At 70.1% G+C, this 24361-nt stretch carries 17 protein-coding genes and 2 CRISPR repeat arrays; of the genes, 10 read left to right on the top strand and 7 right to left on the bottom strand.

The genetic code is table 11. The features are described 5' to 3' along the window. Positions 1-270 precede the first annotated feature (270 nt). Complete coding sequence (locus ACIQTP_RS41260) at positions 271-1983, top strand: IS1182 family transposase (RefSeq protein ID WP_403409834.1); 1713 nt, start codon at positions 271-273, stop codon at positions 1981-1983. 197 nt (positions 1984-2180) lie between these two features. Here the strand turns inward: ACIQTP_RS41260 and ACIQTP_RS41265 are convergent, their stop codons facing one another. From ACIQTP_RS41265 to ACIQTP_RS41280, 4 genes are all read right to left on the bottom strand, one after another. Further along, the gene (locus ACIQTP_RS41265; RefSeq protein ID WP_403409837.1) at positions 2181-4874 is read right to left on the bottom strand and encodes a tetratricopeptide repeat protein; all 2694 of its coding nucleotides are present in this window, start codon (positions 4872-4874) and stop codon (positions 2181-2183) included. Between the two features lie 367 nt (positions 4875-5241). Continuing rightward, positions 5242-5766 (bottom strand): AAA family ATPase, encoded by a 525-nt coding sequence (locus ACIQTP_RS41270; RefSeq protein ID WP_403409839.1) that lies wholly within the window; start codon positions 5764-5766, stop codon positions 5242-5244. A 153-nt stretch (positions 5767-5919) separates the two neighbouring features. Continuing rightward, entirely contained in the window at positions 5920-6861 is a 942-nt protein-coding gene (locus ACIQTP_RS41275) for a helix-turn-helix domain-containing protein (RefSeq protein WP_403409842.1), read from the bottom strand. After that, the gene (locus ACIQTP_RS41280) at positions 6858-7367 is read right to left on the bottom strand and encodes a hypothetical protein (RefSeq protein ID WP_403409845.1); all 510 of its coding nucleotides are present in this window, start codon (positions 7365-7367) and stop codon (positions 6858-6860) included. Before ACIQTP_RS41280 ends, ACIQTP_RS41275 begins: the two co-directional genes overlap by 4 nt. A 2-nt stretch (positions 7368-7369) precedes the next feature. Then, a CRISPR array of direct repeats spans positions 7370-10204; the repeat unit is 29 nt; unit sequence GGGAACATCCCCGCGGGTGCGGGGAGCAG. Positions 10205-10554: 350 nt separating this feature from the next. Here ACIQTP_RS41280 and cas3 point away from each other — a divergent pair. The 9 genes from cas3 to ACIQTP_RS41325 all read left to right on the top strand — a co-directional run bounded on the left by cas3 (position 10555) and on the right by ACIQTP_RS41325 (position 23201). Further along, entirely contained in the window at positions 10555-13365 is a 2811-nt protein-coding gene (gene cas3 / locus ACIQTP_RS41285) for a CRISPR-associated helicase Cas3' (protein WP_403409848.1), read from the top strand. After that, positions 13346-15070 (top strand): type I-E CRISPR-associated protein Cse1/CasA, encoded by a 1725-nt coding sequence (casA, locus tag ACIQTP_RS41290; protein WP_403409851.1) that lies wholly within the window; start codon positions 13346-13348, stop codon positions 15068-15070. Before cas3 ends, casA begins: the two co-directional genes overlap by 20 nt. Continuing rightward, the gene (casB, locus tag ACIQTP_RS41295) at positions 15067-15753 is read left to right on the top strand and encodes a type I-E CRISPR-associated protein Cse2/CasB (protein ID WP_403409853.1); all 687 of its coding nucleotides are present in this window, start codon (positions 15067-15069) and stop codon (positions 15751-15753) included. The genes casA and casB overlap by 4 nt, the downstream gene beginning before the upstream one ends. Next, positions 15750-16958 carry a type I-E CRISPR-associated protein Cas7/Cse4/CasC gene (gene cas7e / locus ACIQTP_RS41300; RefSeq protein ID WP_403409855.1) on the top strand — a complete coding sequence of 403 codons (1209 nt, stop codon included), beginning with the start codon at positions 15750-15752 and terminating at the stop codon, positions 16956-16958. Before casB ends, cas7e begins: the two co-directional genes overlap by 4 nt. Next, on the top strand, positions 16955-17680 hold the full coding sequence (gene cas5e / locus ACIQTP_RS41305; protein ID WP_403409858.1) for a type I-E CRISPR-associated protein Cas5/CasD: 726 nt from the start codon (positions 16955-16957) through the stop codon (positions 17678-17680). Before cas7e ends, cas5e begins: the two co-directional genes overlap by 4 nt. Next, the gene (gene cas6e, locus ACIQTP_RS41310) at positions 17680-18471 is read left to right on the top strand and encodes a type I-E CRISPR-associated protein Cas6/Cse3/CasE (RefSeq protein ID WP_403409861.1); all 792 of its coding nucleotides are present in this window, start codon (positions 17680-17682) and stop codon (positions 18469-18471) included. Before cas5e ends, cas6e begins: the two co-directional genes overlap by 1 nt. Then, positions 18468-19436 carry a type I-E CRISPR-associated endonuclease Cas1e gene (gene cas1e, locus ACIQTP_RS41315; protein ID WP_403409864.1) on the top strand — a complete coding sequence of 323 codons (969 nt, stop codon included), beginning with the start codon at positions 18468-18470 and terminating at the stop codon, positions 19434-19436. The genes cas6e and cas1e overlap by 4 nt, the downstream gene beginning before the upstream one ends. Next, positions 19433-19795, top strand: coding sequence for a type I-E CRISPR-associated endoribonuclease Cas2e (cas2e, locus tag ACIQTP_RS41320; RefSeq protein ID WP_403409867.1), 363 nt, complete (start codon positions 19433-19435; stop codon positions 19793-19795). The genes cas1e and cas2e overlap by 4 nt, the downstream gene beginning before the upstream one ends. 92 nt (positions 19796-19887) lie before the next feature. Then, a CRISPR array of direct repeats spans positions 19888-23029; the repeat unit is 29 nt; unit sequence CTGCTCCCCGCGCCCGCGGGGATGTTCCC. Between the two features lie 31 nt (positions 23030-23060). Next, entirely contained in the window at positions 23061-23201 is a 141-nt protein-coding gene (locus ACIQTP_RS41325; protein ID WP_403410083.1) for a hypothetical protein, read from the top strand. Here the strand turns inward: ACIQTP_RS41325 and ACIQTP_RS41330 are convergent. The 3 genes from ACIQTP_RS41330 to ACIQTP_RS41340 all read right to left on the bottom strand — a co-directional run bounded on the left by ACIQTP_RS41330 (position 23170) and on the right by ACIQTP_RS41340 (position 24171). Beyond that, positions 23170-23463: a hypothetical protein gene (locus tag ACIQTP_RS41330; protein ID WP_403409870.1), complete on the bottom strand. Its 294-nt coding sequence runs from the start codon at positions 23461-23463 to the stop codon at positions 23170-23172. The genes ACIQTP_RS41325 and ACIQTP_RS41330 overlap by 32 nt on opposite strands. 82 nt (positions 23464-23545) lie before the next feature. Next, a complete protein-coding gene (locus ACIQTP_RS41335) occupies positions 23546-23923 on the bottom strand; it encodes a toxin Doc (RefSeq protein WP_403409873.1) in 378 nt (125 codons plus the stop codon). A gap of 2 nt (positions 23924-23925) precedes the next feature. Next, complete coding sequence (locus ACIQTP_RS41340) at positions 23926-24171, bottom strand: antitoxin MazE7 (RefSeq protein WP_403409876.1); 246 nt, start codon at positions 24169-24171, stop codon at positions 23926-23928. Between the last annotated feature and the right edge of the window lie 190 nt (positions 24172-24361).

The following is a 24361-nucleotide window of genomic DNA, read 5'->3' on the forward strand; positions in this document are numbered from 1 at the left end:
CTCTTCTCCGCGCGGGAGGCTGCCCCGTCAGGCGCGGTCCGATGACGTCGAATCAGGGCTGTGACCAGCGTGGATGCAATATTCGGCACGTACAAGATCTTGGTGGTTAATTCCAACTGCCGTGCATTGGCGCCGAGTTGGCGGGCGTCGTGATGACTGGCGGAGTCGGTCGTGGGTCTGCCCGTGCGCCAGGGGTCGCAGCGCGACGAGCAGGCGGTGGACCATGAGTGCTGGTGATCACTCGTGGGTCTTCTCGGATCGGAGCGTGTCGTGTCGGTGCAGCCCCAGCCTTGGCCTCAGCCGGATCCGCAGATAGTGGCGGCGGTCCGGGTGATGTACTCGGGCAGGCGGGAGGCCCCGCTGGCGGTGCAGGTCCGCGACCGGCTGGGCGAGCTGTTCCCGGACGCCGCCTTCGCCGACGGGTTCGGGCGGGCGGGCAAGCCGGGCTGGTCGCCAGGCCGGCTCGCACTGGTCACGGTGCTGCAGAAGGCCACGAACCTCACCGACCGGCAGGCCGCGGACGAGGTCCGGGAGAACCTGTCCTGGAAGTACGCGCTCGGCCTGGCGCTGGAGGACCCAGGCTTCGACCACAGCGTGCTGTCGGAGTTCCGCTCCCGTGTCGTCGCCCACGGGTCGGAGGAGCGGGTGCTGGACCTGTTGCTGGAGCGGCTGCGCGAGCTGGGACTGGTGGCGGCAGGCGGCAGCCAGCGCACCGACTCCACGCACATCGTGGCCGCGGTGCGGGACCTGAACCGGCTTGAGCTGGTCGGCGAGAGCGTGCGCGCGGCCCTGAACGCCCTGGCTGCGGCCTGCCCCGACTGGGTGGACCAAGCGCTGGTCGTGGAGGACTGGAGCCGCCGCTACGCGGACCGGATCGACACCTGGCGCCTGCCCTCCTCCAAGACCAAGCAGGACGAACTCGCCCTGCACTACGCCAAGGACGGCTACACCCTGCTGGAGGCCCTCTACGCCCCGGTTTCCCCGGCATGGCTGCGTGAACTGCCCGCGGTGCAGACCCTGCGGATCGTGCTGGTGCAGAACTACACCCGCACCACGGGTGGGGGCGGCAGGCTGCGGATCCGGCGCCGCGAGCGCGCCGAGGACGGGGGTGACGGGCTGCCGCCCGGCCCGATACGCCTGGCCTCCCCGTATGACACCGACGCCCGCTGGTCCGCCAAGCGCGATCTGTTCTGGAACGGGTTCAAGCTGCACGTGTCGGAGACCTGCCATCCACAGGCCGACGGCGACCGTCCCGCCCGGCCGAACATCATCACGAACGTGGCCACCACCGCCTCCACCCTCCCGGACACCAAGGCCCCGGAGCCGATCCACCAAGCCCTCGACCGCCGCCACCTGCTGCCCGCCCGGCACTACCTGGACTCCGGCTACCCCAGCGCCGACCTGATCGTCGCCTCCGCCAAGGACTACGGCATCGCGCTGGTCACTCCGGTCCTGCTCGACACCTCCCGCCAGGCCAAGGCCCAACAAGGCTTCGCCGCAGATGACTTCACCATCGACTGGGACGGCAAGCGAGCCGCCTGTCCGGCCGGAAAGATCAGTGCCACCTGGAACGACGTCGTCCAGGAGGGCGTGGCCAAGACCGTCGTTGCCTTCGCCGCCCTGGACTGCATCCCCTGCCCGGTCAAGGAGCAGTGCACCAGCTCACGAAAGGGCCGCCGGCTCAGCCTCTACCCCCGTGAGCTCACCGAGGCCATCCGCACCGCCCGCGCTCAGCAGCAGGATGGCACCTGGCAGCGCGACTACGCACTGCGGGCCGGGGTCGAGGGCGCCATCCGTCAGGCCACCCACACCACCGGCCTGCGCCGAGCCCGCTACCGCGGCCTTGCCAAGACCCACCTCGACCACACCACCAGCGCCGCCGCCCTCAACCTCATCCGACTCCACGCCTGGTGGCACGGCCGCCCCCTCGACCGCACCAGTCATTGCCACCTCGCCAGACTCCAACTACGCCTCGTCGCATGACAATTGGAATTAACCACCAAGATCGTACAACGTCACCGAGACCGAACCCCGTTCATCCTCCTCACGGAATTTGTGCCTGATCCCCGTTCTCGGTTACGAAGCCACTGTGAAATGTTCGCGAGTCGGCGCACCGCGCACAGCCGGGCCCAGGGCACCATGACCGCGCGGTAAGATCAGGACGTCAATCTCCGGCTGGTTCAGTCCTCGTCCGGCACGGCGACCGCTCCGTCCCGGCCGTGCATGCGGTCAAAGATCGGGTTGGCGACGGAGATGCCCCGCTGCATGACGTCGGCCTCCTCAGTGCGGCCTTCCGCTCGGAGGGTGCGGATCACGTCGTGGGCGACCGCGGCCTCGTTCCATTCGTACGAACCGGACCTGTAGACCTCCAGCGCGGCGTCGAAGTTGGCATGGGCCTCCGGGTACCGGCCAAGTTCGCGGTAGGCCACGCCGCGCAGGTGACGTGCCATGGCGCCCGCGTAGGCATCGCCAGCTGCAGCACAGGTGTCCACGGCGTGAGTGAGCGGTGCCTCGGCGTCCTGGGGACGCCCGGCACGCAGGTGCAGCCAGCCGACGTCCCGTTGGGTGTGCGCCACCCACATCTCGTTGCCGAGCTGCTCAAACAACGCGATCGCCTCGCGGGCGGTGGCGGCGGCGTCATCGAGTTGTCCCATGCCGGCGAGGACGCGAATACGTGCGTTGTTCACCCGGCCGACCCACAGCTGCTCGCCCATCGGGCCGAAGATGCCCTCCGCCCTGCTGTAGCAGTCGAGTGCCTTCTGGCGCTCTCCGAGGAGCCGGTAGATCTTGCCGAGAGCGTACTCGGTGGCGCCTTCCCAGCGGCGGTCGCCGAGGAGCCTGAAGTCGTCCCTGGCCGACTCGAGCAGCGGGGCCGCCTCCGAAGGACGGCGCACATAGCCCAGTGTCTCAGCCAGGGTGCGCCGCAGACGTGCCTGAGCCTTCAGGTCACCCACTTGTTCGGCGATGCGCAAAGCCTCCCGCTGGCCCTGCTCGCCTAGCTCCGGTTTGCCACGCCAGCGCTGCAGCTCGCCCAGCAGCTCGAGGGAACCGAGGGTGTGCCAGGAGTCGTCGGCCGAGCGGAGGCGGTCCACTGCGATCGTCATGCGGTCGAGGGCGGTGCGGTAGTCGCCCTTCATGGAGTGCGCCCGGGCGACGACCATCGCGTCCCGGGCCCATGCGGCCCGGTCCCCGGAGCTCTCCGTTGCATCTTCGCTGTCCGAGGTCAGGAGCGAAAGCACCCTATCTGGGTTGCCTTCGGCTAGGGCAGCCCTCGCGCGTGCCCTGCGGAGGCCGGCCAGCACCCGCGGCCGAGTTTCCCCGGGAGCGTTGAAGAGCCAGTCGGCGGAGTTCGGGGCCAGAGTGATGTCGTCGAGGAAGTACGACAGCGCCTCCCCGATCTCCGCCGCCACCGTGTTCAGCCCAAGGTTTCGCGCACGGTCGATCGCCCAGAGGAGACGGTCCTGCTCTGCGGCGACCCACTCGGCGGCCGTCGTCTGCGAGTCACGGAGGTCCGACACGCGCTCGGGGTCGACCTCGGCGCGCAGTTCTGGGGCGCGCTGAGCCGCCCAGTGGACAACGGCGTCCCTGTAGGCCCGGACCAGGCGTTCCTCCAGAGCGTTCTGTTCCTCCGGCGGCAGCTCGTCGTACTGGCGGGCGGCGAAGACACGGATCAGGTCGTGAATGCGGTACCTGCTTTCGGAGTCGCGGCCCCCTTCCCCGTCCAGTGTCTCCATCATCGCGACCTCGACCAGTTCGTCGCCGGCCGCGAAACCGGCCCCGCGGGTGACCGCGAGCCGGGCGAAGTGCCAGTCCGCCAACCGGCCTGCGGGCAAGGAGGCGAGCATGGCGAAGGAGGAACGAGTGGTTGGCGTGAGGCCCTGGAAGCTGAAGATGAGGCAGGCGGTCAGGCTGCGGTTCCCGAACTTCAGGTGGTCCAGGCGGCTTCTCTCGTCCTCCAAGAGCACGCGCATGCGGCCAAGACTGGGACCGGATCGCTGCTTCAGCTTGCAGCCGACCAGCCGCAGGGCCAGCGGGAGGTTGCCGCAGAAGCGGACGATGTCCATTGCCGCCTCCATCTCGGCGGCAATGCGTTCCTGCCCCGCGTAGTGTGAGAGCACGGCAAGTGCGTTCCGGTCGTCCGGCAGATGTACCGGGACGGGCTCCCGCTGGGTGATGCTGTTGAGAGAAAACGCCCGCCGGGAGGTGATCAGTACCGAGCACCCCGCGCCGGTGGGCAGCAGAGGCTCGACCTGGTCCGTACTGTGCGCGTTGTCTAGGAGGACGAACAGTCTCTGGTCGGAGGTGAGCGTCCGAAACATCGCCGCCCGGTCGTCGACGGAGTCCGGCATGTCCTCCCGCGCCACATGCAGGCTGCGGAGCATGTGGCCGAGGGCGTCCGCGCTGCTTCTCGGAGTCGCCTTGTCACCGTGGAGGTCGAGGTAGATCTGGCCATCTGGGTAGGCGTCCTTCACCCCGTGCGCGGCGTTGAGCGCCAGGGCCGTCTTCCCCACGCCGGGCTGACCATGTACGACGACGAGCTTCGACTGGCTCTCGGCACCGCTCGATGGGAGCGTGCGGTTGTCGGGCGCGGGCACGTCTCGGAAATAGGCGCGTAAACCGTCCAGGGCAGTGGTGTCACCCACCAGCGCTTCCCTAGTGGGAAGTTCGCGGGGCGGCAGCGCCTGGGGCACCGCATCCCGGGCAGGCACCGGCTCCTCAGCACGGTGGGCTCTGAGCGTCCCGTACACGCCCAAGCCTGCCGCGACCAAGGCCGCGCCGCCGCGAACAGCCCAGGAAGCCCAGCCTTCGAAGACGTCGAAGACCATGTCGCCGGTGAGTCCCAGTCCGGCGACCACACCGGTCGCAGTGGCCACCAGCAAGGTGTTACGCCGTGCAGCGACTTGTCCCGACACGCGGCCTCCCCCGAGTTTCGCCGGTGCTCGATCGTATCGGCTCCGGATGGATCTTGGCAGGTGCGGGGAACCGATCCGTCGGGATGCAAGAGACCACTCGACGACCTTGCTCATCCCTTCGGCCAGCTCAGCTTGTCCATGTCATTCAGCCGGGTGGGGTTCGTGTGTAAACCGATACGGCATGCAGGTGCCGCGACTCGGATCGCCTCGCGCTCAACTCGCCAAATCAAGTGCTCAGTCACAGGCCGTTTGAGCCGAAGCACGATTAGTTGTCACATAGGAAGGCTTATTGTTACCTGCGAGGTTTGACGCCGGAAGGTCGTTTTTCTCAACTCTTGACGGCTTCTGCGATCTGCTGGGCGGCCTGGGCGGGTGTGAGGTGCGTGGTGTCGACGACCTCGGCCTCGGCGTGCAGCCACGTGCGGGCTGCCTCGGCGTAGGGCTCAAGGTATTGGAGACGGAACGGGGAGTTGGGGCCAAGAACGGTGTCGCTCGCGATGCGCTCGCGGAGGGTGTCTTGGTCGGCGTGGAGGACGAAGTGCCGGACCGGGATGGCGTGCTGGGCAAGGCCCGAGCTGATCTCGCGCCAGTACTGCTCGACCAGGACGGTCATGGGCATCACCAGGGTGCCGCCGGTGTAGTCGAGGACGCGTCGGGCGGTCTCGACCACGAGGGGCCGCCACGGCGGCCAGTGCTGGAAGTTGTCCGTCGCGGGCAGCCCTGGCGTGATGTCCATGAGTGTCTCGCCGACTTTCTCGGCGTCGAACACCCGTGAGTCCGGGATCAGTTGCTGCACGAGCGCACTGGTCGTCGTCTTGCCTGCGCCGTGGGTGCCGTTGAGCCATACGATCATGGACTTGACGCTAGCGTCGTGCGGGCCGCGGGGACAGGCGGAAATGAGCGTGTGTGACAAGTCGGATGCTTCGCCTGTGACAACCAGGATGCTTCGACCGATCCCTTTTGCCATCTCGTTCGACCCCGCTAGTGACAACTCCTGAGCTTCGGCTCACCGATGAGGGCCGGGCCAGGCGGGGGAGTGGTGGAGGCCGAGGTCTGCTTGGGCGGCGGTCCGGGACGGCGCTGATGGTGCTTGACCTGGTAGATCGTCGTGTGACCGTCGGCGGTGGCCGACGAGGGCCGTGGTGGCCAGCCACTCGGGGACGGCGGTGGCGGTGCCGTTGAGCCGTCCGCGTTCCTCGAACAGGCGGGCGGTGCCAGCGGTGAGGACGGCCTCGACGTCTTCGGGTGACAGGACGGTGAGCAGGTTCTGGAAGGGCGGGCTGATCTTGTCGGTGAAGGCGGGCGGCCCGTCGGTTCCGCCGTGGGACAGCGGGATGCGCTGAAGACGCCCGGCCCGGCGGCGGGACGGGGGGAGGGGGCGGGTGCCGCGGTCGGCGGTGATGCGGTGGTAGGCGTCGATGTACGGGCGCTGCTCGGCCGGGCTGATGCCGCAGGCGGTGAGGAACGTCACCAACTGCTCGGCGGTGGGCGGCAGCTTCCTGCGCTTGACGATCCGCCAGGCGGTGGTGCGTGGCAAGGGGCTGCGTCCGGGGGTCAGGCGGGCGTCGCTCAGCGAGGGTGCGCCGGCCCGTTCGTAGGCGGCGGCCAGGGCGGCGCCGAGATCGTCCTCGGTGTGGATGAGGGGCGAGGCGGGGGCGTCGAGGTGGCGGAGCCGGTCGCGCTGGGCGGTGCGGCCGCGGGTGCGCAGGAGGCGGGCCCGGGCGTGTTCGGCAGGGCTGCCTGAGCATGCGCGTACATAGGCGTCGAGAACGGCCAGCGAGGGCGGCGCGGTGCCGGACTCGGCGCGCTGGACGGTGCCGCGCGAGACGTTGGCGGCCCGGGCCAGTGCGCGCTGAGGCAGCCGCGCGGCCCGGCACAGGGCGATCAGGTACTCGGCGAGGTGAGCGAAGGGGCGCTCTGCGGCGCCGCCGACAGGGGAACGGGTCATGGCGGCCACCTACTTGCCTGCGCCGCGCACGGCGGCCTCGACGAGGACGGCTGCCAGACGCCGGCCGCGGTTAGGGTGGCCGCGCCGATGGCTCCCAGGCCACCCAGCAGAGTGAAGACGTCGTCCAGCGGGGTGCCAGCGAGGAACAGGCCGCTGCCCAGCGACAGGACGCAGAGCAGGACCTGACCACCGCCGGCACCTACATCGAGATGACCTCCCGCCTGGCCGAGCCCGTCCTTCTGGGCCTCGCGGTCCTCGCCGTCCGCAACCGCGTCAAACGCTGACCCACTGCCACCCGACACTGAAGCAATCGCTGCACCCGAACCCGCATGAGCCATCGCACGGAAGATTTCAGTGCCCAGGTCACAGGCTCGCTCACTGAATGCTTCCGTGCTGCCCGACAGTCCTGCCGCCTCGGGATGGTAGTGAGGAGTGCCGCCGCAGAACCACATGTCCCCCATGCGGCAGCGACAGCCCCGGATGCTCCAGTGCGTGCGTGTCGGCATGAGGGAACATCCCCGCGGGTGCGGGGAGCAGCCAATCGGGACTTTCCAGTCCATCGGCCGATCGGGAACATCCCCGCGGGTGCGGGGAGCAGCCACCGTGAGCACGTCTGGCCGTCGGCGCACTGGGAACATCCCCGCGGGTGCGGGGAGCAGGGCATCGCGACGGTGTGCGCGATCATCGCCTTGGGAACATCCCCGCGGGTGCGGGGAGCAGGTGATCAGCCGGGACGCCTCTGATCGGGGCCCGGGAACGTCCCCGCGGGTGCGGGGAGCAGCCGGATTTGTCCGCCAAGACGGTGGCGGCGGCGGGAACATCCCCGCGGGTGCGGGGAGCAGGTCGCGCACGAGATCCGCATCCGCCAGGAGCTGGGAACATCCCCGCGGGTGCGGGGAGCAGGTCGCGCACGAGATCCGCATCCGCCAGGAGCTGGGAACATCCCCGCGGGTGCGGGGAGCAGGCCTCGATCCGCTCGGCCTTCTCGGCGCGGATGGGAACATCCCCGCGGGTGCGGGGAGCAGACCGAGCCCGACAGGTAGTCGTCGGGGGTCTCGGGAACATCCCCGCGGGTGCGGGGAGCAGGGCTGGGACTGGACGGTGATCAGGCCTGCCCGGGGAACATCCCCGCGGGTGCGGGGAGCAGATCGAACGTGCCCTCGCGATCCTTGAGCCCGAGGGAACATCCCCGCGGGTGCGGGGAGCAGCCCGGGTTCCTGGCCTGCAGGAGTGACGTCGGTGGAACATCCCCGCGGGTGCGGGGAGCAGACGACACGAAGGGAGGGGCCGTGAAGGGATCGGGGAACATCCCCGCGGGTGCGGGGAGCAGGAGCGAACGTGAACCGATCTTTCGTGTTCGGCGGGAACATCCCCGCGGGTGCGGGGAGCAGGGCGCTCCGGGCTGGCCTCCCAATTCAGCCCCAGGAACATCCCCGCGGGTGCGGGGAGCAGCCCTGATGGAGCCCCTGTTCGAACTCAACCTGGGGAACATCCCCGCGGGTGCGGGGAGCAGGAGGTGAGGCACAGGCTCCGGGCGAGTGCGCCGGGAACATCCCCGCGGGTGCGGGGAGCAGTCCGACAGACCGGGCGATCGCCTCGATGGTCCGGGAACATCCCCGCGGGTGCGGGGAGCAGTTCTTGTAGCGCTGGGCGATCTGGTTGCGGACGGGAACATCCCCGCGGGTGCGGGGAGCAGGGGGGTGGTGTAGTCCCAGGGCTGGGGGGTGAGGGAACATCCCCGCGGGTGCGGGGAGCAGAGGGTGGTCGTGGTGGTCATGCGCGTCTCCTTGGGAACATCCCCGCGGGTGCGGGGAGCAGCCTGCAACGCGGCATGCACATGGTTCTTGAACGGGAACATCCCCGCGGGTGCGGGGAGCAGTCGCCTTCATGGCCTGGCTGTTCTTCCACTTCGGGAACATCCCCGCGGGTGCGGGGAGCAGAGTTCGCCAATCGGACGCAGGATGCCGGACATGGGAACATCCCCGCGGGTGCGGGGAGCAGCGCACCACCAGCCGACGGAAACACCCGAAGCCGGGAACATCCCCGCGGGTGCGGGGAGCAGTTCCAGCCGGTCAGGTTCGTGTCGAAGTCCGGGGGAACATCCCCGCGGGTGCGGGGAGCAGCTTGAGTCCGGTATTCATTGGACTCGTTGCCGGGGAACATCCCCGCGGGTGCGGGGAGCAGTTTTTCACCAAGACGATTCCCAGTTGGGCCTCGGGAACATCCCCGCGGGTGCGGGGAGCAGGCCTTTTCGATCTGGTACATGCCGTCGACGAGGGGAACATCCCCGCGGGTGCGGGGAGCAGGTCCCGTGGAATTCCCCGCGCACCGTGAGGTTGGGAACATCCCCGCGGGTGCGGGGAGCAGGACGCTCGGCGCTGCGGCTGTGGCGTCGTCCTGGGAACATCCCCGCGGGTGCGGGGAGCAGCCGGAAGGCGGTGGCCGCGTGAACGCCGAGCAGGGAACATCCCCGCGGGTGCGGGGAGCAGTTCCTGAGCCAGCTGGCTCCGATTTTCCCGCAGGGAACATCCCCGCGGGTGCGGGGAGCAGGAGACCAGCGGCGCGAACCCGTGGGTCATCAAGGGAACATCCCCGCGGGTGCGGGGAGCAGCCCGCGCGCCGGGCTGCGAAGCCAGCGCTTACGGGAACATCCCCGCGGGTGCGGGGAGCAGATTCGTGGATGGCCCGGAGGTAGTCGAGTTGCGGGAACATCCCCGCGGGTGCGGGGAGCAGTCCGGATCCCAGTGCGGGGCACACCCGCGGTAGGGAACATCCCCGCGGGTGCGGGGAGCAGAATCGTCGAGATACCGATCGAGGATGTGCGCGGGGAACATCCCCGCGGGTGCGGGGAGCAGGCGGGCTCATCCGCGACGGGATCGGGCTTGTCGGGAACATCCCCGCGGGTGCGGGGAGCAGGCCGTCACCGCAGGCAGCCTGTCGCTGGCCTCGGGAACATCCCCGCGGGTGCGGGGAGCAGGCGACGCTGCCGTTGAAAAACCCGGACGGAAGGGGAACATCCCCGCGGGTGCGGGGAGCAGGCTACCCCGGACCCGTACGCCGACCCGCTGAAGGGAACATCCCCGCGGGTGCGGGGAGCAGCAGCCGAAGAAGTGGCCCCAGTAGGCGTATCCGGGAACATCCCCGCGGGTGCGGGGAGCAGGATCCAGCTGTGGCGCCGTGTCATCGCAGGGAGGGAACATCCCCGCGGGTGCGGGGAGCAGACCTTGGAGTTGGAGGTCGCGCGCCTGCGGCTGGGAACATCCCCGCGGGTGCGGGGAGCAGAGCCCAGGGAGGCTCAGCTTGTCCGCGGCGACGGGAACATCCCCGCGGGTGCGGGGAGCAGACTGTCTGACCTGCTGGTCTGGGGCTAGGGCTGCACGGTTTCACGTACTTTCACCGATCTCGGCAAAGGGTGCATTTCTCGCTTATCTCTTTCTGGGGTGGATGCCGATAGCAAATGGATCACCTTATGGCTTGAGTGTGCCTGCCGGGAGCTGGATAGCTCTATCGGCTGCAGATCAAGTCTGTTTCCTCGATTTGGCCTGCTGGGTGTTGGTTTGCGTGTAGGCATCTTGCATGACCAGTGGGGGTGTTGTCGGTTGTGGGCTATTGTCGCGGCTTCAGGTGTCGGCGCGGTCGGTGTGGGCGAAGCATGATCGTGACGCTGACGGATGGTTGCCCTTGTGGCGGCACATGGAGGACAGCGCGGCTGTCGCCGGCCTGCTGTGGGACGAGTGGCTGCCTTCCGGTGTGCGGCGGTTGATCGCTGGGGCGTTGCCCGGTGGTGAGGGGGACGGGCGCAGGCTCGTCGTGTGGCTTGCGGGTGTGCATGACATTGGTAAGGCGACGCCGGCGTTCGCCTGCCAGGTCGATCAACTCGCCGATGTCATGCGGGAGAAAGGTCTGGAAATGCGGTCCCGTCAGGCGATGGGGCCGGATCGGCGACTGGCACCGCACGGGCTGGCCGGTCAGGTGCTGCTGGGTGAGTGGCTGGAGGAGCGTCACGGGTGGGCGGCCAAGCAGACCGGGCAGTTCACCGTGGCGGTGGGTGGGCATCATGGGGTGCCGCCGGAGAACGGTCAGATCAAGGCCCTGTACGACCATGAGGAGTTGCTGCGTACTCCTGGCCGTAGCAGCGGGCTTTGGCGACAGGTGCAGACGGAGCTGCTCGATGCGTGCGCGGAGTGCTTTGGCGTGGGGGATCGGCTTCAGGCGTGGCGGGAGGTGAGACTGCCGCAGCCCGTGCAGGTGTTGCTGACCGCGCTGGTCATCGTCTCCGACTGGATCGCCAGCAATCCCGACCTCTTCCCGTACTTCCCGGATGCTGCGTCTTGTGGCAGTGAGGAGCGGCTGGCGGCGGCATGGCAAGGGCTGGATCTCCCGGCGCCGTGGCGGGCGGCAGAGCCTGTCGGGGAGGCGCAGGAGTTGTTCGTGTCCCGGTTCGGGCTTCCGCAGGGGGCGAGGGTCCGTCCGGTTCAGGAGGCGGCGCTGGCGCTGGCCCGGGAGATGGAGGCGCCCGGGCTGATGGTCATCGAAGCTCCGATGGGGGAGGGGAAGACGGAGGCGGCGCTCGCTGTGGCCGAGGTCTTCGCGGCGCGTTCGGGTGCGGGCGGTGTGTTCTTCGCGTTGCCGACGATGGCGACGGGCAATGCGATGTTCCCGCGGTTGCTGGAGTGGCTGAAACGGCTGCCGGACGACGGCAGCCGCCGGCACTCTGTGCACCTTGCGCATTCGAAAGCGGCTCTCAACGAGGACTTCGCCGGCCTACTGGCCCGTGGCGGGCAGGTGGCGGCGGTCGATGTGGATGCCGCCGTGCCTGCGTCCGGGCGGCTGGGGGAGCCGACGCGGTCCGCGGGCGCCGAGCTGGTGGCTCACACCTGGCTGCGGGGCCGTAAGAGGGCGATGCTGGCGTCGTTCGTGGCCGGTACCGTCGACCAGCTGCTGTTCGCCGGGCTGAAGAGCCGGCATCTGGCGCTGCGTCATCTGGCGGTGGCGGGCAAGGTCGTTGTGATCGACGAGGCGCACGCCTACGACACCTACATGAGCGTCTACCTGGACCGGGTGCTGGCCTGGCTGGGCGCCTACCGGGTTCCCGTGGTCGTGCTCTCTGCGACCCTGCCTGCTGCGCGTCGGCGTCAGCTGGTCGAGGCGTACTCCGGGACGGCCGGCACACAGGCCGACAGCGCTCCGGCAGACGGGGTGTATCCGCTGCTCACCGCTGTCGCGCCGGGCGGCAGGCCCGTGGTGCGCCATCCGGTTGCTTCGGCCCGGTGCACGGATGTCCGGGTGGAGCGGCTTGCGGACGGTCTGGATGTTCTGGCCGACCGGCTGGAGAGGGAGCTGGCCGGCGGCGGGTGTGTGCTCGTCGTTCGCAATACGGTCAAGCGAGTGCTGGAGACGGCCCGTGTGCTGCGGGAGAGGTTCGGCGACGGGGACGTCAGCGTGGCGCACTCGTGTTTCGTGGACGTCGACCGGGCGGCCAAGGACCGTGACCTGCTGGAGAGGTTCGGTCCGCCCGGCAAGGCGACGGGGCGGCCTTCAGGGCGGCATATCGTGGTGGCCAGCCAGGTGGCCGAGCAGTCCCTGGACGTGGACTTCGATCTCCTCGTCAGCGACCTGTGCCCGGTGGACCTGCTGCTGCAGCGGATGGGCCGGCTGCACCGTCACCAGCGCGGGGAGGGCCAGAGCGAGCGGCCCGCGCGGCTGCGTGCGGCACGGTGCCTGCTGACCGGCGCCGGCTGGGAGGCGGACGTGCCCGTCCCGGTGCGCGGATCGGTTGCGGTATACGGGGCGTATGCGCTGCTGCGGTCGGCCGCGGTGCTGCTGCCCCATCTTGACGGCGGGCCGCAGTGTCCCGTGCGGCTGCCCGCTGACATCAGCCCGCTCGTCCAGGGCGCGTACGCCGACGCTCCCGTCGGGTCGGAGCATTGGGCGTACGCGCTGGAGGAAGCAAGGGCGCGGTTCGAGCGGCACCGGGCCGACCAGGCCGAGCGGGCGGCTGTGTTCCGCCTCGGCGAAGTCGGCCGTCCCGGTCGGGCGTTGTTCGGCTGGGTGGCGGCCGGGGTGGGCGATGCCGACGACACTCGTACGGGGCGGGCCCAGGTCCGCGACAGCCGGGAGAGCCTGGAAGTCGTCGTCATGCAGCGGCGTGCCGACGGCACCCTTGCCACCCTCCCGTGGCTGGAAGCAGACAAGCGGGGCCGCCGGCGCGGGGGACTTGAGCTGCCGCAGGACCAGGTGCCCACGTCGTTCGCTGCCCGGGCGGCGGCGAGTTGCGGGCTGCGGCTGCCCATCCAGTTCTCCTACGCCGAGACCCTTGACAAGGTCATCGCGGAACTGGAGCAGCTGTACGTGCCCGCTTGGCAGGGCAAGGACAGCCCGTGGTTGGCTGACCAGCTGATTCTCGCGCTCGATGAGGATTGTCAGACCCTGCTGGCAGGCTATGCGCTCCACTACAGCCCTTCCGATGGCTTGGAGGTGACCCGTGACGGAACCGACCGGTGACAGCACGGCCCGTGTCCCGTTATTCGACCTGACCACCGAGCCGTGGATCGGGGTCCTGAAATGTGACGGCTCGCAGGAGGAGCTGTCGCTGCGTCAGGTCTTCGCCCGGGCAGCCGAGGTGCGGCGCCTCGCGGGAGACCTGCCCACCCAGGAATTCGCGCTGCTGCGCCTGCTGCTGGCCGTTGCCCACGACGCCCTCGACGGCCCCCGCGATGTCGAGTCCTGGGGCGAACTGTGGGCCGACCCGCGGTGCTTCGCACCGGTCGGCGCGTATCTGGACACGCACCGCGAGCGCTTCGGCCTTTTCCACCCGGCCGCCCCGTTCTTCCAGACCGCTGGGCTGCGGACGGCGAAGGACGAGGTCTTCTCTCTCAACCGGATCGTGGCCGACGTGCCCAACGGGGAGCCCTTCTTCACCGCCCGGATGCCCACCGTCGAACGGCTCACCTTTGCCGAGGCGGCCCGCTGGGTCGTCCACGCCCACGCCTACGACACTTCCGGGATCAAGTCCGGTGCGGTGGGCGACGACCGGGTAAAGGGCGGCAAGGTGTATCCGCTGGGCACGGGGTGGGCCGGCGGCCTTGGTGGCGTCTTCGCGGAAGGCGACACCCTGCGCGAGACGCTGCTGCTGAACCTGGTGGCCGCTGACACCGACGCTCTGGAGTTCACGGCGGACGACCGGCCGGCCTGGCGGCGTGAACCGTGCCCACCCGGCGGATTTGAACGCACGCCGACCGGGTTGCGCGATCTGTACACGTGGCAGTCGCGCCGGCTGCGCCTCCATCACGACGAGGACGCGGTCACGGGCGTCGTTCTCGGCTACGGAGACCCGCTCGCGTCCCGGAACATGCACCGCCGTGAGCCGATGACCGCGTGGCGGCGCAGCCTGGCGCAGGAGAAGAAGCTGCGCCAGTCGCCGGTCTACCTGCCCCGCGAGCACGATCCGGCCCGCTCGGCGTGGCGGGGCATCGCCTCCCTCGTCGCGGACCGGTCGGATACGGTCCAGGGCGCGGAGGCAGCTGCGTACCTGCGTCCCGGGATCCTGGAGTGGATCGCCCGCCTGGTCACCGAGGGGGAACTGCCGCGGGGCTTCCTCATCCGGGCCCGGATCGTCGGCGCCACGTACGGGACGCAACAGTCCGTGATCGATGAGGTGGTCGACGACCAGCTCGCCATGCCGGTCGTGCTGCTGCACCGCCAGGACCGTACGTGTGCCCGGCAGGCGATCGGTGCTGCCGAGGACGCTGACCTTGCGGTGCGGGCGCTGGGGGATCTGGCTACCGATCTGGCCCGTGCGGTTGGAGCCGAGGGGGAGGGGGCACGATCGGCAGCACGTGAACTCGGCTTCACCGCGCTGGAAATCGCCTACCGCACCTGGATCGCTGCCCTGGCGGACGCCGGTGACCCGTTCGAGCGCCGCCGTCGATGGCAGCGCGACGTACATAGCATCGTCGACGGTCTCGGCGACCGTCTCGTCGCGCAGGCGGGGGATGCTGCATGGCAGGGCCGGACCGTCACCGACAAGAAGGGCGCTCTGTGGCTCAACGCGGGCCTGGCGGACAAGTGGTTCCGCGGACGCCTGGCCAAGGCTCTGGGCCGCTCGCTGGAGGCCGGTGAGCGAGACGACGCAGGCACACCCCCGTCAGGTCCGCCTGGCCGTCACGAGACCGACCCTTCCGCGACCGACCCGAAGGTGCCCGCATGACCACCACAACAGCCCCGTCGACCGCCCGCTCACGGATCGCCGAACTCGCCGCAGCACAGATCACGCCGTGGCAGGAGGGCTACCTCAGGGACAGCCCGAAGGACGTCGCAGTGCTGGCCCGTCTGCGCCGTGGCGCAGGCCGGGATGCCGCCGACCTGCCCGACCTGTGGGAACTGGTCGACACCTCCCCCCTGCAAGCCCGCCTCGAAGGCGTGCGGCCACTCGGCGAGGAGGAACTCGTGCGTGCGGAGGACGCCCTGCACGCGGCCCTCACACTCTGGGCCCTGCACCAGCAGTCCCGTGGCGCGCGCATGCACCGCCCCCACACCTACAAACAGCCGGCCGGACTGGGTGCGGCCGTGCGGCGTCTCATGACGCCCGACGGCATCGACGAGCCCGTCCGCAAGCGCCTGGTGCGCGCCGGCACCGCCCCCGACCTGACCAGCCTCTCCCAGCGGCTGCGCGACTTGATCGTCCTGCTGCGCCGCGCGGACATCCCCCTCGACTACGGCCTGCTCGCCGGGCAGCTCTACACCTGGCAGCGGCCCGGCGGCGCCGACACCATCCGCCGCGAGTGGGGCCGCTCCTTCCACTCCTGGCAGGAACCGGCCGCACCAACCCCCAGCCAGAGCCCCGACGACACCGCCGCCAGCCTCGACGACAGCCACAAGGACGCCTCGTGAACCGCATCTTCCTGGACGTGCACGCCCTGCAGACCGTCCCGCCCAGCAACCTCAACCGTGACGACACAGGCGCGCCGAAGACGGCCGTGTACGGCGGTGTGCCGCGCGCCCGCGTCTCCAGCCAGGCATGGAAGCGGGCCACCCGCACGTACTTCGACGACGAGCACCTGCTCGACCCGAGCGAACTCGGCGTACGGACCAAGAAGGTCGTGGAACTGCTCGCCAAGCGCATCACCGAGCTCGCCCCCTCCCTCAGCACCGACACGGCCCTCACACTCGCCGACGAGACGGTCAAGGCGACAGGGCTGAAGACCGAGGTGCCCAAGCGGAAGGCCGACGCCGCCAAGGAGTCCGGTAACACCCCGGCGCCGGAGGCGAAGTACCTGGTCTTCCTCAGCGCCCGCCAGCTTGACGGCCTCGCCCGCCTCGCCGTCGACGGCGCCGCCGACATCACGGCCTTCCTCAAGGAGAAGACGAACAAGGAGAAGACGAACAAGGAGAAGGCCAAGGAGATCGCGGACAGCCGCCACTCCGTCGACATCGCCCTCTTCGGCCGGATGGTCGCCGACGCCGCCGACTTCAACGTCGACGCCGCCGTCCAGGTCGCCCACGCCATCAGCGTGCACCGGGTGGACAACGAGTCCGACTACTACACGGCCGTCGACGACGAGAACACCGAGGAAGAGACCGGAGCCGGAATGATCGGCACCGTCGACTTCAACTCCGCCACCCTCTACCGCTACGCCGCCCTCGGCGTCCACCAGCTCGCCGCCAACCTCGGCCAGGGCCTGCGCGAGGACGAGCCGAGGACCGAGCCCGTGCGCCGCGCGGTCGAAGCGTTCGTGCACAGCTTCGTCGCCTCACTGCCGACGGGAAAGATCAACACCTTCGGGCACCACACCCTGCCCGACGCCGTCGTGGTCAAACTGCGCACCACCCGCCCGATCAGCTTCGTCGCCGCCTTCGAAGAACCCGTCCGCGGCGACCAGGGCGGCCACGTCCGGGAGGCATCCGACCGCCTCGCCGCCTACGTCCCGGACATCGAACGCGCCTACGGCGACCAGGACTCCACCCTCAGCTGGGTCCTGCGCGTCGGCCCCAACACCCTCAAACTCGCCGACCTCGGCACCGAGTCCGACACCCTGGGCGACCTCGTCACCGCCGTCGGCCAAGCCGTCGCCGAACGCCTGGGCAAGCCCGCATGAGCGGCGTCCTCACCCTGCGGCTGGCCGGCCCCCTGCAGTCCTGGGGGGCCTCCTCCCGCTTCACCCGCCGCACCACCGAATCCGCCCCCACCAAGAGCGGCGTCATCGGCCTGCTCGCGGCTGCGGCAGGCATCGAACGCGGCGACGACACGGAACTCGCGCCCCTGGCGGCCCTGCGGTTCGGCGTCCGGATCGACCAACCCGGCACCCGCATCCGGGACTTCCACACCGCCCACCACGCCGTCACCGGCAAATCCATGCCGCTGTCGGAACGCTTCTACCTCGCCGACGCCGTCTTCGTCGCCGCCCTCGAAGGCGAGCACACACTGCTCACCGATCTGCATGCCGCGCTGAAATCCCCGGTCTACCTGCCGTTCCTCGGCCGCCGCTCCTGCCCGCCCGCCGCACCGCTCGAGCTCGGCCTGTACGAGGACGCCTGCTTGGAGCGCGTTCTCCGAGAGGTGTCGTGGCAGGCGTCTGCCTGGTACCGCAAGCAGCAGCGGTTCCGTCCGGAGGAAGGACTGACGGTGCTGTGGGAGGCGGCAGCCGGCGAGCAGGGCGGTGCCGACACTCTGCGCGACCAGCCGCTCAGCTTCGCCGCCGCACACCGCCGCCACGCCCTGCGCACCGTCGTCACCACCAAGGTGCCGGTGCCCGGCGCCGTCGCGGCCGTCGCCCCGCGGCATGACCCGTTCGATGCTCTGGAGGATGAGAGCAGCTGATGTTTCTCTCCCGCTTCCGTATGAACACCGCCCGTCCCGGCGCCCGCCGACTGCTGTCCTCGCCGCAGGCCCTGCACGCAGCCGTCATGTCCTCGTTCCCCGGCCTGCTGCCCACGGACGTCCCCACACCGGACGCGCCACGGGTGCTGTGGCGTCTGGACCACCAGGCCCGCGCCGAGGTGCTGCTGTACATCGTCAGCCCCGACCGCCCGGACCTCACCCACCTCGTCGAGCAGGCCGGCTGGCCAGCGGCAGCCGCAGCCGACCCACACACCCCCGGCTGGCAGACCAGGCCCTACACCCCGTTCCTCGACAAGCTCTCCACAGGCGACCGCTGGGCCTTCCGGCTGACCGCCAACCCGGTTCACACCATTCGCCGCACCCCCAACGAGCCCCGCAAGATCACCGCCCACCTCACCCCCGTCCACCAGACGGCATGGCTGATCGACCGCCAGGAGCGCAGCGGCTTCCGCATCCTGGAGAAAGCCGACGACAAACGTCTACTGCCCAGCGGCACGACGTACCAGGGCAAACACGAACACCACGGCGACCGCTACGAGCTGTCCATCCGCAACCACAACAACCGCTCCTTCGATAAAAGGCGCACAGACGACGACAGGAAGACCAAACCCGTCACCCTCGTCGCCGTCACCTTCGACGGCCGGCTCGAAGTCACCGACCCCGCAGCCCTGCGCCGCACCCTCACCCAGGGGATCGGCCGGGCCAAAGCCTACGGCTGCGGCCTGATCACCCTGGCACCCCTCACCCCGCCCGCCCGGCAGACACCATGACCACGATCTCCCAGCACGCCGCACTGACACCGCGACAACTCACCCGCACCGCAGAGCGCATCTCCTTCATCTACCTGGAACGGTGCACCGTCCACCGGGACGCCAACGCCATCACCGCCCAGGACGCAGAAGGCACCACCCACATCCCCTCGGCGACCATCGGCACCCTCCTCCTCGGCCCCGGCACCCGCATCACCCACCAGGCGATGAGCGTGCTGGGAGAAACCGGCGCGGCCGTCTGCTGGGTCGGAGAACGCGGCGTGCGCTACTACGCCGCCGGCCGCGCCCTCACCCGCTCCTCAGCACTCATGGAAGCCCAAGCCCGGCAGTGGGCCAACGCGCGCAGCCGCCTCACCGTGGCCCGCGCGATGTACCGGCTGCGCTTCCCCGACGAAGACCCCGCCGGCCTGACCCGCCACGAACTCCTCGGCCGGGAAGGACGCCGCGTCAAAGACTGCTACCGCGCCCAGGCCGCCCGCACCGGCATCCGCTGGCGCGGCCGCCAGTATGCCCCCGGCGATTTCACTGCCGCAGACGCTGTCAACCAGGGCATCACCGCGGCAGCCCAGTGCATGTACGGCATTGCCCACGCCGTCGTCACTTCGCTGGGCTGCAGCCCAGCCCTCGGCTTCGTCCACTCCGGACACGAACTGTCCTTCGTCCTTGACATCGCCGACCTCTACAAGACCGAGATCGGCATCCCACTCGCGTTCGACGTCGCCGCGCAGGACGAGGAGGACGTCGGCCCCCGCACCCGCCGCGCTCTGCGGGACCGCATCAACGAAACGTCCCTGCTGGAGCGCTGCGTCGACGACATCAAACAGCTGCTGCTGCCGACAGGAACCAGCTCGGCCGACCCCGGCGGCGACCGGGACGTGGTCACCCTCCAGAGCGACGGCGGCCGCGAAGTCCCCTCCGGCTTCAATCACGACGACACTGGCGACTACGAACAGGTGGCCTGGTGACCGTCATCGTCCTCACCAACTGCCCCGCAGGACTCCGTGGCTTCCTCACCCGCTGGCTCCTGGAAATCTCCGCAGGCGTGTTCGTTGGCAACCCGTCAGCCCGCATCCGCGACGCGCTCTGGCACGAGGTCCAGCAATACGCCGGTCAAGGACGCGCCCTGCTCGCCCACACCACCAACAACGAACAGGGCTACACCTTCCGCACCCACGACCACGCATGGCACCCCACCGACCACGACGGCGTCACCCTTATCTACCGCCCTGACATGAAACCCCCGTCCCCGCAGGCGCCCCAACCCACCACGGCTCCTCCCGGATGGAGCAAGGCGGCCAAACGCCGACGCTTCGGAAGAGCCTGAAGGGCATTGGGGCGAGTTTGGGTTGATTGTCGGGTTCGGAGAAAGTGCTCTGGAATCCGTCGCCTCAGAGGTAAACACCCAGGTCAAACAGTCTGCTCCCCGCGCCCGCGGGGATGTTCCCCAGGCTTTCTCGGCCGTGTAGTCGCCCTTGGACTGCTCCCCGCGCCCGCGGGGATGTTCCCCCCCGCCGGTGAGGGGCACTCTGCTGTCAGGCCTGCTCCCCGCGCCCGCGGGGATGTTCCCGCTCCGCCGTCGAGGTAGTCGCCCAGGACGGTCTGCTCCCCGCGCCCGCGGGGATGTTCCCGCTGGGTACAGCGTGGGTACGGCGGCCGTCCTCTGCTCCCCGCGCCCGCGGGGATGTTCCCGGTAGAATCAGCCGTAACAACAATGGACCCCGCTGCTCCCCGCGCCCGCGGGGATGTTCCCCAGCCGCTCAGGGTGAGCGTCCCGGACGGGATCTGCTCCCCGCGCCCGCGGGGATGTTCCCGACGGGCATCGACAAGGGCGCGATGGAGCGGACTGCTCCCCGCGCCCGCGGGGATGTTCCCAGCCCACCGCATGACGAAGGCCCCGCCCGGAACTGCTCCCCGCGCCCGCGGGGATGTTCCCGGGGCATCCGGGCTGGCACTCCCCGCCGTCGACTGCTCCCCGCGCCCGCGGGGATGTTCCTCCCAGGTCGGCCAACCGGGCAACGGAATCCGCCTGCTCCCCGCGCCCGCGGGGATGTTCCCGTCTTGGTGTCACCCAGGCCGCCCATCCACGGCTGCTCCCCGCGCCCGCGGGGATGTTCCCACTGCCGACGGCGACTTGATCCCGAGGGCGTGCTGCTCCCCGCGCCCGCGGGGATGTTCCCGACGCGGCAGGCCAGATCAGGGCAGCTTTCAGCTGCTCCCCGCGCCCGCGGGGATGTTCCCGGGCTCATCACGTACGAGGACCTCTACACCGGCTGCTCCCCGCGCCCGCGGGGATGTTCCCGGCACCATCGCAAGTCACGTCCAGATAAAGGCCTGCTCCCCGCGCCCGCGGGGATGTTCCCCAGATCGGCGCCGCCAACGCCCTTGCGAAGCTCTGCTCCCCGCGCCCGCGGGGATGTTCCCCCGGCGAACCCACCCACGGGGAACCCGTCACCCTGCTCCCCGCGCCCGCGGGGATGTTCCCAAGGGCACTTCGGGCTCTTCCAGGTGAGTCGGCTGCTCCCCGCGCCCGCGGGGATGTTCCCCGTCGCGGGGACACCGTTGCGACGCTGCCGGGCTGCTCCCCGCGCCCGCGGGGATGTTCCCGGTGGGCCGGCTGGCACGTAGCGTTACCGGGGCTGCTCCCCGCGCCCGCGGGGATGTTCCCATCGAGGTCCCGGTCGACGACGCCGCGTACGCCTGCTCCCCGCGCCCGCGGGGATGTTCCCCATGCGACAGTGCACAGCAGACGCAGACCTGACTGCTCCCCGCGCCCGCGGGGATGTTCCCGGAGCGCTGTCATCGAAGTGGTAGTCGGGCGACTGCTCCCCGCGCCCGCGGGGATGTTCCCCCCAGCGTCGGCGCCATCTCTCAGGCCCTCCGCTGCTCCCCGCGCCCGCGGGGATGTTCCTGACCCACCACCTGCCCCGGCCACTCAGGCCGGGCTGCTCCCCGCGCCCGCGGGGATGTTCCCGACGACGGCATCGACACCGGCCCCGGCATCACCTGCTCCCCGCGCCCGCGGGGATGTTCCCGGGCGGTGAGGGGAGCGAGGGACAGTCCCGAGCTGCTCCCCGCGCCCGCGGGGATGTTCCCGACGCCGAGGCCGTCCAGTGCATCACCTTCGACTGCTCCCCGCGCCCGCGGGGATGTTCCCCTCTACCGCAGCGCCGCCAACGTTCTAAAGACCTGCTCCCCGCGCCCGCGGGGATGTTCCCCACACCGAGTTCGGCGTCGAGTACGGCGAGGACTGCTCCCCGCGCCCGCGGGGATGTTCCGTTCAAGGAGCTGCGGGTACTGGCCCGGTGTGACTGCTCCCCGCGCCCGCGGGGATGTTCCCGGTCAGCGACCCGGGGCGCGTGACGTGGAACGCTGCTCCCCGCGCCCGCGGGGATGTTCCCACCAACCCCGCCCCGGGCATCGGCGGATACGCCTGCTCCCCGCGCCCGCGGGGATGTTCCCCACGACCGACGGGTCGGCCGGGCCGTACTTGCCTGCTCCCCGCGCCCGCGGGGATGTTCCCGCCTCCGAGGCTGACGAGTTCACCGCCACCGGCTGCTCCCCGCGCCCGCGCGGATGTTCCCGCCGCCTGGTCCGCGAAGCCGCCGTCATGGGCCTGCTCCCCGCGCCCGCGGGGATGTTCCCCACCCGCCCCGCACCACCGGAAGGAGCACCACCTGCTCCCCGCGCCCGCGGGGATGTTCCCCCGGTGCGGTCGGGCTGGGCCGGCGGCCTCAACTGCTCCCCGCGCCCGCGGGGATGTTCCCGGGCGACACCCCCCGCAGGGCGGCGTACAGCACTGCTCCCCGCGCCCGCGGGGATGTTCCCACGAAGGTCGCGTTCGCGACCAGCATCGCGAACTGCTCCCCGCGCCCGCGGGGATGTTCCCACGACGTTCCTGCGGGGCACCACGGTCACGGCCTGCTCCCCGCGCCCGCGGGGATGGTCCCGAAACGGTTACGGCTGACCAGCTCGACGGCCCCTGCTCCCCGCGCCCGCGGGGATGTTCCCACGAACGACAACGGGTCGGCCGAGGGCGACGGCTGCTCCCCGCGCCCGCGGGGATGTTCCCGTGCGGGGCGCCGCCGATGGCGGGCTCTCCACCTGCTCCCCGCGCCCGCGGGGATGTTCCCTGGGTCGAGGTAAGCGGCGACTGGTCGATCATCTGCTCCCCGCGCCCGCGGGGATGTTCCCGTGGGACGGCGCCCGCTCGTGACGCAGTACGACTGCTCCCCGCGCCCGCGGGGATGTTCCCTCGCCACCGAACACGCCAAAGCCGTCGCCGCCCTGCTCCCCGCGCCCGCGGGGATGTTCCCCCGACCTCCGCAGGCGAGGCCTTCACGATCTCCTGCTCCCCGCGCCCGCGGGGGATGTTCCCCACGAGCACGTCAAGGGCGGATGGCAGTACCTCTGCTCCCCGCGCCCGCGGGGATGTTCCCGATCGGTGATCGCGGACATGGCGGGCTCCTGACTGCTCCCCGCGCCCGCGGGGATGTTCCCTGGCTCATGTCCGGGATCAGTGAGACCCGTGTCTGCTCCCCGCGCCCGCGGGGATGTTCCCATGTACCAGATGTTCCCATGGTGGAGCGATCGTGAACGTGAGCACCATCGCGGCCGCGCTGGGGTTCTCGGGAATGGCGCTGTGGACCGTCAGGCGTGCGAGTTCCGACGAGCCGAGCCAGCCACCGATGGTCGTCAGGATCAGGCCACCGGGTCGGGTCTGCTCGATCTAGGCCGCAGAACGGTGCGCACGCCGCAGGTAGCGATCACCCGGTCGTGCGGTGCCCCCTCGGCGTAGCCGAGAAGGCCGTCGCCGCTGACGAGCGTGGGGTACATCCCCTGTCGGCCAAGGGCTGTCCGTGCACGCGTGGCCACTTCCTCGTCGTACTCGATCGAGGTGACCCGCTGCACCTTGCCGTCTTGCGGCGGGGTTCCACCGTGAGAACCGGGGACTCCAAAGACGGCTGGCTCGTGCCGATGCTCCAGTACCCCCACGACTCGTAAAGCGTTGATTCGCCCGACCCGGGGCGTTCGTCTCTTGCTTGAAGCCGCCTAAAGATCGGACCCCACTGGATGATCACGGGGCCCGCCAGGATCGGAGACGATCCGCGATGTCGAAGGTGTCCAGTCGCAGGGCCTTGATGTCCTCGATCAGTTGAATCCACTGGACCTGACTCGCGGAGACGGTCTCGCCGGAGGCCTCGATGTACGCCACGGCGACGGCATATCCGTACAGCTCGTTCCGTGCCGGGAGCGGCCGCTGGAGCACGATGGTGTCCAGGAGTGCGGCGGCACGCCAGTAGGCATCGGGGTCGGACACGTCCAGGTGCGGGGTATTCACCCGGTGCCGCGCGACGGCCGCGACCAGCGCCGAGTAGTCGCGGATCTGCAGGTCCTTGCCGAGTGCGCGCTCTTGCCGGTCGAGGAGCCACCGGACGTCGACGAACAGTTCCAAGATCAGGCCGCCCGGCTACTGGCGGGCGCTGCGGGGAGGCCGCCGAATGCCTTGTCGAAGGCGTCGACGAAGCCCGGACGGTCGATCGCGGCGTCGAACGCGGCGCTCGCCCGCCCCAGTAGCGCCTGGTGCTCTTCTTTCTGGGAGAGGTCGTCGAGGTAGGCGGCCAGACTCATGCCGCGGGCCTTGGCGAGGGCCGCGAGGCGATCCCTCGTGGCCGTGTTGATCCGTACGCTGGTGTCAGCCATGCACCCAGTATGCACCTGTGCATGCGTTTACGCATACACCCGCCTCTGACCTGCGTCCTTCACTCACCGGCAGCAAGAGGCCTGCCGCCGATGTCGCGTCGAGCTCGAGCCATGGTGGCCTCGGGAGCCGTCGCGGCGGTGGATGCTACGGAACCCGAGGCCCTGCACCAGCGGTGGTACTCGGCGTGGT

This window comes from Streptomyces sp. NPDC090798, assembly GCF_044768965.1.
Taxonomy (GTDB): domain Bacteria; phylum Actinomycetota; class Actinomycetes; order Streptomycetales; family Streptomycetaceae; genus Streptomyces.